General features: G+C 59.3%; 1 protein-coding gene (only partly in view). It reads right to left on the reverse strand.

The whole window is internal to a pyridoxal-phosphate dependent enzyme gene (locus Q8Q08_00915) on the reverse strand: the coding sequence, 114990 nt in all, runs 36145 nt past the left edge and 64886 nt past the right edge, and what appears here is coding positions 64887–78845 — codons 21629 (partial) to 26282 (partial); the first complete codon in reading order (the gene reads right to left) occupies nucleotides 13956–13958. The start codon and the stop codon both lie outside this window.

Below are 13959 nucleotides of genomic sequence, written 5' to 3' on the forward strand. Positions count from 1 at the left end.
GCCGCATAAACAAACACATTCTGGGTGATCAACACCAGGAAGAAGAACGCTGTCCGGATGAGCGGCGCCGGATACCGCCGGGTTTCCCGGAACAGATGCCTTTCCGTTTCGGCATCCCCCGACAGAAGGCTTGTCATGCGGCGAAACTCCACGATCATCTCCTGGGCCTGATCCAGGGCCAGTTGAAGAGCGAGTTTCCGCTGGGCATTGGTTTCCAGCGACAGCATGGATTTGAAAATGTAATCAATTTCCCGCACCAGGAAGGACTCCAAATAAGCGGCGACAGGCATAAGCAATGTGTAGGTCAAATAGTTCCGGTGATCAGCGCGGGTGAACATCTGCTGGGAGAACAGATAATTCGCCCCCCACAGGATCCGGAGGTTGGCCATCACGTTCCGGCCGCGGACGATCCGGACCAGGACGTCCCAGAGGCTCTTCCCGGACAAAAGCACGGTCACATTTTCCCGCCAGGGAATCCGCCCAAGAAGCATGGCCAGGTTGGCCAGGAAACGCTTCGTATCGCCGCGGCGCAGGTAAAACGTGACCAGCTCCATCTGAAGACTGGCGGGCTCCGCGCCTGTTTCACTTTTCTGAATAACGCGGTAATATTTTTCCATCCTGGCGAACGCCAGCTTCGCTTTCTGAACATCGCCGAGTTGCTCCAGATAAACGCCCAGGGCGCCGAAGCGGTCGGCCACTTGCTTGAATTGGTCGCGGATGGCCTGATATCCCCCGACCCGCTGGATGTAGGCCTGAACATATCCGCGGGGATATTGCCGCTCCAGATCATAAGCTTCCTTATATGTGGCCCGGTAACGGAACAGCAAATGAGGGATCTGGATGATCGTTTCCTTAATAATGGATTCCCTCATCAGACGAAACAGCCGCTGTTTCCTCACCTCCGGCGAAGCCAGGCCGTGGGGGTCTTCCCGGGTAAAGGATTCGGTCACGGCATTCAATTTTTCGTACAGTTTTTCCGGCCGGACCGTCTTCTCGTACACCCTCACGGTGGACACCCATTCCCACATGTAAAGCAGAAAGGCGGCCAGTTCCCGTATCTGCGCGGGATCATTGCGGTCAAAACTGTACAAAAACATGACCGGCAGGTAGAACAGCGGCCGGTGGCGGCCTGAATGAACGGGACGGGCTACGCGGTTCGGCGAATCGACCACAAAGACCGGCAGCGGCGATCTCACCCCGACAAAAAATATTTCTTCCTTGATCTTCTCGACTTCCGCGGGGCCGATGCGCCCTTTAAGGACTTCCAGGGCGGATTCAACCCTTTCCACGATCTCGGCCGGCGCCGTGCCCCTCAACGGTTTCTCCCCGGGCATCAGGCGCAGTTCCCGGCCGGCCGGTTTGTGGATATAAAACTTCGGCCAGAAACGGACCGCGCTGTCCGCCCAAATGTGATACGACCGGTCGGCGCTGGTCGTCCGCATGCCCTCGGCGCTCGTGAACGCGCCGTCAAAAATATTTTCGATGAAAGGCTGGGCCTCCCTCGCCTCCCCTTCGCCGGCGTCAAAGAGAAAGCCCAGGGCCACGATGTATTTTTCCATGATCACGGTTCCCCGGAGCTGTTTTTTAACCAGCGGACGGCGGTCAAGTCCCAGGGCCCTCAATCCCGATTCGAAATTCCTCAGGACATCCTCCTGATCACGGCCGCGAATAATTTTTCTCCTGGCATCTCTGATCACCGCCAGATCTTCTCCGGAAAATTCAAAATCATCAACGAGCGCCTCAAAAAAGAGACGGGCCACTTCTTTTCTGCGCCAGGCCGTCGCCGCTTCCGCGTAAAAACCGAGATCATCGGAAAAGATGTGCGACCACATCCTGCGCAGACGCGCGCGGTCGCGGTTGGCGGCGATGAGTTCCTTGCTCATCAGCTCCCGCACCGCGTCCCAGAGATCGCGCTTATAGCCGAAATGCAGGGTCACAACAGGCAGGACGGCCAGGGCCGTGACAACATAGGCAACCAGTTCGCCGAACCCGCGCTTGTGCATATATTCATGGAGCACGATCAGTTGCTGATGGACGGGATGCAACCGGGGCAAAGCCGCTTTGATGTCCGCGCTGCGGACCACAAGAGCGCGGGCTTCCGGATCCCAGGCGATCGCGGAACGCAGGCCCGGGGAAACGGCCGCACGCTGAAGGGCGGCGTTCAATTCATAGACCGGGCCGTCGCGGATCTCACCGGCCTTGAGCTCTTCCAGCGACTTCAGATTCCTCGCCAGCCGCAGAAGGACCAACCCCGTCAAGGCCGTTGCCAGGGCCAGCAACAAGCCCAGCGCTCCCCACCCCAGCAGTCCCCCGCCCACGGCAAACACCGCGCTCAGAGAGATCGTCCAGCCGGCGGTCGCCTCTGTCTCGCGCGAACCCATGGGCTGGGCCGCGGGCTTCTGGGTTTCCAACCGGGCCTCGTCCTCCTTGCGCATCCGCTCGAACATCGGGTAGGCATACGCGTATTCTCCCTGCTTGGCCAACGCCGCGTCATCCGACTGGCCGGGGGCCCACACGGACATGACCCGGCCCAGGATGTATTTCATGGCGTTGATCTGCTCATCAAGGTTCTGCGGGTCCTCTTCTTCCCGCACCGCTCCGTTCTCGGGGAGGATGAACGTGAAGCCCCTCTTCCGCTCTTCCTTGTCAAAGACCAGGTCCAGATAAGACGTGATAAAGACCTGCGCCCCGGTCAAGCGGGGCAGGTCTCCCGCCTGGTTATGGAACATCATGAAATAGCGCACGGCGTTGGAAACGGAAACGATCATGTCCACGAACGGCACCGGGATGTCCAGGTCCTGGTAATGGTCCCATTTGACGAAAGGATTGTTCTTGAAATAATTGCTCGGCTCCCGCGCGTCGGCCAGCATCATGACCTTCAATTTCCCGGACAAAGAATCTTCGGGGCTCTTGCCCTCATCCAGGTCCCTTTCCCGCCGGTCGAGGAAGACCACCTGGAAGCCCGTCGTGTAGCCGTACCCGTTGGTGTTCTGCCGGAGCCGCAGCCGCATGGCCCGCCCCCGGTCAAGGCGGTCGCGGTAACGGGCGGCGTATTCCGTCATCTCATGGACCACTTTGTCCATGACGAAATTATCGTCTTTATCGACCACGGCCATGAACGCCGGGATGATGGCGGTGAACGCGTCGTCCAGCTGCTGGGCCAGCTCGGGCGGGATCAAAGAGAACGGCCGGTCGGGATCAAGGTTCTCCCGGGCTCTCAAAAAGATCCTCTCGGCCTCGTCGAATCTGGCCATCAGGGCGTCATACTCCGGCTGGATATCCGGCGGGCGCCGGTCCTGGGCGCGGAAAATATCCTGCTCGATCCATTTTCTCAAGTGCCCAAAGATCTCCTGGAGGGCCAGGACCCCGCTATGGATCGCCCGACGCTTCAACGAAGCCGCGGCGCTCAAATAACTCCTGATCTCCGCACCCCTGGTCCGCAGGGTTTCCTCTGCGAGAACCAATCCGGGGGAATTGAACTGCTCGTCCACCTGCGCCGACGGCTCCTCTTCCACGGCCGTGACCGTCCGGCGGACCTCGGCCAACGGCCCTGCCTCAATGGCGTCCCAGAGATTCGTATCCACGACCGTCTGCAGCTTCAAGGCCCGCTGATACAAGGCCAGCTCCTTGACAAGTGTCTCAAGCCCGTCTTTCAGGGCTTTCACGCGTTCCATCCGTTTTTCCGCGGCGCCGAACCGAACGGTGAATGCGGACTCCCACTCCTGGATAGACGTCTCGATCGCCGCCAGACGGGTTGCATAAACGGATTCCTCGGTGTTCAGGCCCGTGTGAGCGTCCAGATCGGCCAGCTCGCCGGCGATCCGCGCCCTTTCGGCTTCCGCGACGCTGACATCCGGCTGGATCCGGATGAATATTCCGCTGCCGGACGAGACTTTGATCCCGTCCAACCGCAAGGACAGGGACGATATCTTTTCTGCCACCGCCTGCCGGCGGGCCATCATCCCGGCCAACACCGTCAGCCGCTGCTGAAGCCCGGTCAGGTCATTCAGGTATTCCGCCTGATGGCCGTTCATCGCCAGCGGGATCTTGCGCGCGGCAAATTCATGACGGAGAGCCCGGACCATTCCCGTAACGGCTTTCTTGACGTTCTGCGGCACGGCCTTGTCCGCATAGAGGGCCCGCGCTTTCGCGTCGACGTCCGCCTCCAGGGCCTTCCGGCGTTCAAAGAACCTGACCAGGGCGTCGATCCTGTCATGAAGGACGCGGATCTTTCTGGCCAGCGACGCCAGACTCTGCTCGAACCGTCCGCGGAGGATGTCCGTTTCAAATTTCTGTTCGATCTTCTGGATCTCAAGCCGCACGAGACCGGCGAGCGCCGGATGAGAGACGGCCAGGGAAGACAGCCGTTCGGCGTTGTGGTTCAATTCATCGATCAGGCGGCGCAGGTTCATCATCTCCTGCTCATGGGCCCGGAACTCCCTGTCCAGGAATTCCACCTGTGTCACAATGTCCCTGGCCTGCCCCTTCAACCCTTCATTGCCATCCGGGCCCTCAAAAATCTGCCTGGACAGGTAATCGTCTTCGCTCTGTTCTCTGCTGGTCAGCTCCGCCATGGACTGCCGGACCTCCTCCAGCAGCCGTCCGGTCTCCGGCAAAAATCCGAACCGGAGCTTCGCCGAAAGATCACGGATCGTCGCGAGGGATTTTTCAACCCCCGAGATCTCATCTTTAATGAACCGGCTGATCCTCTGGATGTCCTGCAGAAGCACCTCCTCCAGCTGGTCCATCAGGTCGCCGAACCCTTCCTCCCCGCTGTTGCCCAGCCACAGGACGGTCAAGCCGGTCAAATCCAGCGTATCGGCCTTCAGTCCCCTGACGAAATTTTCGTATTTCGGGTGGGAACGCTGGTACAGATCTTCGATGAGCGCCTTGCGCGTGGGATTCTCCTTTTCAAGCCATGGCAGGACAACCGCCATATTGCGCACAATGCCGGCGACAACCGGCCTGTATTTGTCCCGCGTGTCCCTCAAGGTGCGCCGGTCCTTGCGGACCTCCCGCGTCTGCTCCACTTCCGCCGCCACGCGGCGCGCCTCCTCCTGGGACAACGGGATTTCGCCGATCCCCAGGAGCTGATATTCCCCCTTCAAAGAGCGGTGATGGACATCCCTTTCCGTGACGGTGATATCAAGTCCGTCAAGGCTCAGCTTGACACCGTTCAGAATTTTCTCGGTGTCCGCCGCAACGCCGCCCCGGCTGAGATCGTGGTACCAATACAGGACAGCCAGATCGATCACGTCCAAAGAAAATTTATTGCGGGCGTAGTGCCGGCCGATCGCGGCCCTGATCTCCGTGTCCGCCTTCAATTTTTCGTCGATCTTTTCATGGCTGGCCACCGCTTGACGGACCGCCCTGAAAACGTCCTCCTGGAACAACTCCATGGCCGTGTAAGAGTTGCGCCCCGCGACATCATTGATGACCTGGGCGATGAGCCCTCCCACATACTGGTCAAAATCCTCCGGCGTGCGGATCTTGCCGCGCTCGCTGAACACCCGCCGGATCAGGTAAAGGATGTTGTTCCTTTCCTCCTGGATCGCGGCGGTCATCCGTTGCCGCTCGTCGTTGAGCAAAACGGCATGCGCCCCGGCCGGCTGCGGCACCTCGACTTCATCGGGCATAAGCGCGGCCAGTCCTTCCATGTGCTTTTGCAGGTAATCGACGGATTTATCGCTGACCCCGCCTTCCAAGATAGATTTCATTGAACCGAGCAGGGCCTTGAGCGCATTGTTCAAGACCGCGTCCGGCTCCTCAAAGAGGAGTTTGCGCCCGTTGGTCAGACCGGCGGCGGACAGGGCGTTCGCCACAGCCTCTACGGCATATTTCAAATCCGATAATTCGTCACGCCGCGGCTCATTGGGCCTCTGGGATTTTCTCATGAATTCCACGATGATCTCGCTGCGCAGGGCGTCGATCATCGCCAGCCCCAAACGGGCATAGGCCGCCTCCGGCGAATTCTTGTCGATCCCGTTAACGAAATTGAACGGCCCGCGGGCCCGGCCCAAAAGATCGAGCATGCGTCCCTTCAGAGCGGCCGCCTCGCCGACCTGGGCCTGCATGAACAGGCCCAGATACTGCTTGGCCCACTCCACCTGCTCGACCCCGGCCTCCAGAACGCTCCAGCGGTCCCGGCGGGAATACATCACGCTTTCCCCGGAAGACGGCCGCAGGGACAGATCAGCTTTCTCGAATTCTTCTTTCTGGTAAACACGCCGGTAATACGCGGCGACCTTTTCAAACAGCTCCCGCGCCACCCTGTCCTCCGGCGACTCTTCCTTTGTCCGGCCGTTCAGGAATGTCCGGGAATCCCAGATCATCACCAGGTGTCTGCGCGCGCGCGACAGGCCGACGTCCAACCGGCGCGGATCGTTGACAAAGCCGATCTTCCGCAGACGGTTGCTGCGGACAAAATCATAAATGATGACGTCGTTCTGTCCGCCCTGATAGCTGTCGATGGTCCGCACCAGCGGCCGGTTGGCGGGGTCGGGATATCTTTGCTCAATCATCTCCTCCAGGTACTCCATCTGGATCTTGTAAGGGGTCAGAATCGTTATTTTATTGACCGGGATGCCGCGCCGTTCATACTCCCTGACAAATCTTAAGGAATTCCTGGCTGAGTAAACATTGCGGTATTTGATCTCGCGATTCGTGTCCTGATAGAATTCATCCGTATCGGAATCCAGATCAACAATCCGCAGAGGCGGATTGGCCGGGTCGTAATCTTCGGCGCCAAAGGTGTGCACGTCCCCATCGTAGAAAAGCTCCGACACCAGCCGGGCCAGCATCGGATGCTGGCGGCGGTTGGTGGACAACATCACGCGGTCGGCATAGGACTGCCGGATCAGGATCTCAAAGATGCTGCGTTTGAACACGTCGATGCGCGATTGCGGAATGCCCAGCCCCAGCAATTTGCGCTCCTCGTCACCGTCAAGCCCGAACGGCGCCAGCTGTTTGTGATCGCCGACAAAGATCGCTTTTCCCTTATTCTTGAGGTAACCCAACGGGATCAGGGCGCCGGGCAATGTTTCACGGCTGGACTCGTCCATGATCATCATGTCAAATCCGGAAGAAAGGATGGCCTTGAGCGCCGGATTTTCCCTGGCCACGGCATCCAGAGCGAACCCGCTGTTGGTCCCGGCCAGCACAAAACCTCCCGTCTGGTCCTTTCTGGCGAGGAAGTTCTGTAAAGCCGCTTCCCGTCCTGCCCAGACCTCCTCGGTGCCGTATTCAAATTTGTCAGGATCGTTGCCCAAGCGCAGCGCCGGTATTTCCGGATGGGCGGCCAGCAGGTCCCGCAGCGCGTTGTCCACGGCCTGGTGCATCTGGGACACCAGCAGGACGCTTTTGCCCCTCTTGACCGCCTGAAGGATGATCTCCACGATGGTGTGGGTCTTGCCGGTCCCGGCCGGGCCTTCGATCAGCAAGACCTCGGTACGGTTAAACGCCAGGTTCACGGCTTCCTCCTGGGATTCATCGCCCTCAAAAACGTCCGGGGAAAGTTGCCGGAACGGGATCGACGGATTAAAGAAATCTTCGGCGGCAAGCCGCCGGGTCTCGGCATCGGCCGTCAGAGGCAACAGCCGCAACGCGCGGTAAAAAGTCGCCGCCGGCAACCTGACCTCCTGCCTCGATATCTTCGAAAGCAAGGATTCCACCTCCCCCAATTGGTCTTGAATCTGAGAATCGGATTTCGCCACGCGGAAAGAACCGACTGCGGGGACGGCCCAGCTGTCGACGACCGCCCCGGAACGCGTGACCAGATACCGGTCGCTGTCAGTTTCGGCGCTCATCGGGGACAGCGTGACATAGGAATGGTCAATGTACGTGATGAGCATGATCTGGTTGGTCTTGTCCAGCACGACCTTGTCGCCCATCCTGAAATTGACGCCATTATCAGCCGTAATGCGCACCCGGACCCCCATCGGCTGGCGGTGGTCGAATTTGTATTCCACCGCTTCCTCCGAGAGGCGGATCCTCAAGGCCTGCAGAATCTCGCGGTCGATGCGCAGATCTTTGATCAATTCCGCCGTTTCCAGGGGAGAACGGACTGGCATGCGCTGGGGATCGTACCGTTTGAGGTGCTTCTCGCGATCAAGCCGGCCGGCGATGGCGAGAACACCGTCCATCAAGAGCACCCAGAGGTTGTAAGCCAGGTGAACAACGGCCGCGGCCCGCACCCCCCACCGGCGGGCCGTTTCCCGGGCGGCGGACTTCCCGGCGAAAAACCGCAGGGACCAATACAGCGGATAATAAACTGTGTAATATATTTTATCGGTGACGCCGGCGAGCTTGCGAAGGGTTTCCTTGTGGGACGCGAAAGGATGGATTTTGTAGAATTTCCCTTCAACAACAACGATGATCTCTTCGTGCCTGTCCGCGAATCCTTGCGGCGGGCCGCGCAGATAGCCCTCGGTCCTCCAGTCCTCTTCCTCCAGCGCGGTGTCCCAGAGGAGCCGGAAGACCTGGCCGTCCTCCTTGGCTTTCTTGAGGTCCTTGAGGGATTCCGGGAACAACCCGAGTCCTCTCCGGGGATGCTTTTGAGGGCCCCGGACGGATAATTTTGCCGGGGACCGGGATGTCTTCGATTTATGCTTAGAACGCGGGGGTGCCTCTGTCCTGCCTTCCTGGGCCGGCATCAGGAAGGTGAGCCGCTCGGACATGGTCCTGTGGTTGCCGTTGTCGCCGTCGATCCCCAGCCGGACCAGCGCCCCGTCTTTCGTGTTAACCACGCGCATCAGGTTCGTGTCGCCGGGCGTGATCACCGGAGGGTGCTCAGCCTCCATCTCCCGCTTCATCGTCTCCAAAATCCTTTCCCAGAAAGATCGCCCCAGAAGAACGACAGGCCTTTGGCGGATCGTGCTCGTCTGCATCGGAACGATCACGTCGAACAGCTTGTTCATCGTGCCCAGGCCGCCGGGCAGGAAGATGAAACCGCGGGCGTCGTAAGACAACAGGAGGCGGTGATTGGAATCGTGTTCAACAATAAGTGCCTGGTTGTGGTACCGCCCTGAGTGCGCGTCTTCCTTGGACCAGTCTTTGTTCGGGTCTCTGGAATTCCGGTAAAGGACGACCTGCACCAGGTCCATCCTCCCGAGGCGTTCCGCCACTTCCATCACGGCATCGTAAACAGGCCCGCGGCTCACCACACGCACCGGGACCCCGCGGAGCAGGAGTTCTTCCACGATGGGCTTGAGCTGCTCGAGGACATGCAACCCAAACCGGTTCATTTCGGGATGGCCGGCGATCACCACCGGCCTGGGCAGGCCGCTCAGCATGTCGATCCCCGCCGCCATCTCACGGTTGGCCCGGTCTACGTTTTCCCGGGACTCCTGCTGGGTGTAACGCTTGGCCTGATAAGAATCGAGCATATAAGACAGGGCTTCGGGCTCGGGGTATTTGAGGAAATCAAAATCAGCAAAAATCTCTTCCGGCGCAGGAATTTTGTCAGGATCCAGCCCCCGGATATTTTCCTCAACATGGGCCTGCAAGGCCGCCATGAACTTCTCATCCAGATCCGTAAAATGCGGTTTGGCCCAAATGCGTTTTGATATACCGGCCATGGCCCAGCTTTGCGCAAAAGCCCTCCAGATCGGTTCCCAGAACTTCCCGATGATCTCGACGGGCCGCCGCCGGCGGATGACCTCAAAAACCTCGTCTTCCGTGCCGATGCCGCCGGTGAACACCAGGATCCCGCGGCTGTTGTAATGCAGCGCCAGCTTGCGGGGGATGAAGTGGTCGAATTCCTTGAGGATCTCGTTGTAATCATTGGGGTGCTCAAAACGGTCCAAAAGGATCTTCACGCCCTGGGTCATGTTGCCGATGTTGGGCTCAACTCCGGCCTGAGTGCGGGCGAAAAGATATCCGCGCAGGACCGCCTCCATGATGCCCGGCCCGGCGCCGGTCCGCGGGACCATCGGAGCGGCGCCGTGATGGAACATGTAATACCCGAAGGCGAACGCCACATAATACGTAATATGCGGCGGCTTCAAACGCGCGCTGCCGAACCCGGCCGCGGCCGGAGGAAGGCCCTGCATCTCCAGGATCCGCTCCCGCTCCGCGGCCAGCCGGGACTTGACGTCCTCTGTGGGCTCATAGAACCTGGCTTCCGCAGCGGCCTGCCTGATCCTCATCATGGCGGCCAGCTTTAACTTGGGATTATGGAACCAAACCCGGGCGAATTCCTCAGACGGGCTCGTACCATAAATGCTCGCGTCATCCGTGTTGATCGAGAAGTGGACCCTGGCCCGCAGGAGCGCCTCGGCCGCGTGATTTTTATAATGGCTGTAGGCCGGAGAGAAAATCACCTGGGCCGTCGGGTTTGTCTCCACATGGACATATCCGTCAAAAATCTGGGCCAAAATTTCCTGCTGAAGGGCGACCGCTTCGTCGCGCTCATCGGCGGACAATTCGGCGGGGAGCAACGATGAATGGAGACCGACTGCCGTGAGGTGGGCCAGCCGGTTGACGCCGATGGCCATCTCCCGGCGGACACGGCGCAGGGACAAAAGGTATTCCCCGCTCTTCCACCGCTCGCCGACGTGCGATGTAACCTTGAGCCCGATCTGCCGGGCCCGGCGCAGGATCGGGGCCTCCACCCAGTTGATGAATTCGGATTCGTCACCGATGCTGCTCACACCCACGATGCGCTTGCGCAAGAGCGGCTTGCGGAGTTCAAGGTCGTCCATCTGTTTTTCAAAGGCGAGGATCTCGCTAAAGGCCGTTTCCCGCGCCAGATACGCTTCGATCAGCCGCTCCGTCACCAATTCCTCTTCCAATCCCGCGGGAAAAACCTGCCCGATATTCTCCCGGCGGATCTGTCCAAGAATCTCGTCCATGGCTTCAGCAAACTCTTCCCGGATCTTCCGCTCCGGCAGGCCGAACCAATTTTTTTCCGAAGAAATGACGCGATCAAGGATCCGTTTCCTCACGGCCTCCGCGCTGATCCGGCCTGTCCGCACCTGGGCCATGACTTCGCTGACCGCCCGCCGGGCTGCCGCGTCGCGCTGGATACGGTACAAATGATCCTTGCGGAACCCTTTGAGAAAAGCCACGGTCACATGCCCTCTTGTCTCCGGTTCAACCTCCAGCACCTGCTCCATCAGTTCTTCCAGGGACGGACTGTGGTAATCGGTGATCTCGATATATTTCAGGTTGTCCTCCCGCACCTGCTTGAGGATCCCCTGCTTGACCAGCCGGGGCCTGCGGAACCGGTCGACCTCCCGCAGGTAGGGCCGGGACGGCTCTTCGTCAGTCACGGCCTTGATAAAGGCGAACGTCCATTCAAACGCGTTGTAATCTTTCCGCAATGGGTCATTATAAACAACAAGTTTCCGCAAATGATCCAGGCGCAAATCAACCGCTTCAGAACCCCCGTGGCGTGATCCCCTCAAAACAAACGGTTCCGGGGAACTCCCGATGTGTTCCAAGAATTTCTGATCCGCATCATGCTGGAATTCATCGCCGGGATCCATGAGATGGCTCTGCACCCAAAGAGGGTCCCGCTGATCCTGATATTGCGCCAGCGCCCAGGCAAAGCGGCGGCGGGCCGCCTTGGCGCTGGCCGTATGACCCAGCAGATACGGCAAAAGGTGTTCGGGATAAATCAAACCGGACGTATGCTGATGAAGGATATGTTTGGGCTGTTTGCGAACAAATCCCAGCATGGTATCGTATAGGTCCGGATCCTTGAGGTCCATGTTCAATTCGTTGGCCAGATCCCTGACGTTCATGGACGGATGGCGGCGATACGCATCCTCCACCAGCATGGCAGGCAGGCTTTCGTCAAAATCAGCCGCCATTTCGTGGACTACTTTATAGTCCAAGATTTTCTCATGAACGATAGAAAAGGCCTCGTGCCCCACCGAGCGGATTTTCTGGACCATATTCGCGCGGCCTGGGGCGAGAAGGATGACCACCGAAGCCCCGTGGTCCTGGTGCAACGGTATTTTCAGGGCGTGCACGACGAGGGGATCGCCAGCGGCGTTTTGCAAGGCTGACACTTTCTTTTCCAGCTCCTCCGGCGCGTCGATGATGACGATCTTGCGGCCCTGCACGGCGCTGGCAATGACGACTTCGTCGTTGCCCATGAGAATGCGCGCCAGCAGATCGCGGACATCCTTGTACGGATCTTTGTGCATGGCGCGCTTGGCGACCTTCACGATCTCCGGCCGCAATTCCTCCAGGAAGCCCTGAATCTCACGGTATTCCTTGTCGGACAACACGCGGCTGCTGCGCGCGATGTCGGGACGGATCGCACCTTGAGATCCATTGCCGGGAAGCTGCTCCAACTCGTTCAGAGCGCTGAACACCAACTGCCCCAATTCAGTTGCGTCCGTTTCCGTGATCCACAGGAGCCCTTTCGGCAGGGATTGCAAGAACTCTCTCGCCCTGACGCGCACCGCCAAAACCCCCGGCGCATTGCTGCGCGCCGCCAGCATGATCCGCGGGACGACGGCCTGGATCTGCGGAGCCCGGGACAATTGATCCTCGCCTGGGATGGAATTCAGTATGTTCAGGGCCAGATAAACGTCATACAGAGAAGGCCACTGCTCTTCCATCAGGATGGAAATACTGACGTTCCAGAGATCGTCCTTGCGGCTTTCGAACCGCGCCCGGTCCATCTTCAGCGAACGGAGCGCGCTCAGGACCTGGGGCGGCGTCATGGCCCTGGGCTCGCCGTTGAACGCCAGCCCGAATCTTTGTTCGGCCGGGGTCTTCTTCAGGCGGAGATTCTTGATCAAACGTCCGGCCGCTTCACGGATTTCGTTATGACGATACGGCCCTTCCAGCGCCCCGGCTCTCTCGACGATTCTGACGGCATCATCCGTCATGAACGCCGGCGGCACCAGCGCGAGAACCCGAAGCACGGCGATCATCTGCGGCACCTGGCGGCGGTGAGGATTCAACCGTTCCAAGCGGCCCGCGAGAATCTCGACCACCAGAGGGATATCCTGCACGGTATCTGCCAAGAAAATTTTAACCGCCAGGAGACCCTGCTGCTCCTCGGGCGCCTGGTGTTGCTGGATCGCCTTCGCCAAAGCGTCCATCTGCCTGTTGAAATCGTCGAGATATGGCGGAATCAGTTTGCGGACCAGGTCAAAGACCATTTCCTCCCCGATGTCCAGGACCCGGCCCTTGGCCTTCAACTGCTGTTCCAGGTATTCCATCACGGCCTTGACCGGACTGAAGGGCTCTCTCGCATACCGGACAACGATGTCGCGCCCGGAAACGCCGGCTTCCTCCAGCTCTTTGGCGCGCCGGTATTGCGCGGCCAGGAGAGGAACCCTCGTTCCCTCCTCAACAAGGGCGGCTGCCACGCCTTCGGGAGTCCGGCGATGCGCCGGCGTCTTCGTGGACCCAACCAATTCTCCGGCGCTCTCGACAACGGATTTCGTCTGCCTCAGTTCCCTGAATCTTTCAGCCAGCGTGCGGTCATTGCGGTCCAGGCCACGGTCCAGGGCCTCGTAATACCGGCCTTTGGTGACCGCCTTCAAAGGAAATACGTTTTGCTGCCGGAATGTCCCATCGGTCTGGTAACTCCCGAGAGATATTTCAGCAGGAACAAGGACAGCCCCGTTGCCGCCGTTGGCGCGATAGATAACCTCGGCGCCACCGGGGATTTTGGTCTTGGTTTTTGTAAAACGCAAATCGATCAATTTGGAAGGGATGTAAATGAACTGGTGGGCCAACGCGACGCGCGCCTGCGGAGGACGGACATTCTGGCGGGTCGCAACGGCTTGAAGGTCGACTCCCTCCTGTTTATGCTCCACAATATATACCCCGGCGCGTTCGATGTCACTGCGGCTGACCGCGTCTGATGAAACGCTGGTTACGGCCACGGTTTTCCCGGTTTTACGGTCACGGATCTCAATGCGGCGCAGCCACTGTTCGTGATCAATTACGCCAGGTTTAGTTTGGGACGGGATCCGGAGCCGCAGGGGCATG

The sequence above is a fragment of the Candidatus Omnitrophota bacterium genome (assembly GCA_030688425.1).
GTDB lineage: Bacteria > Omnitrophota > Gorgyraeia > Zapsychrales > JANLHA01 > JAUYIB01.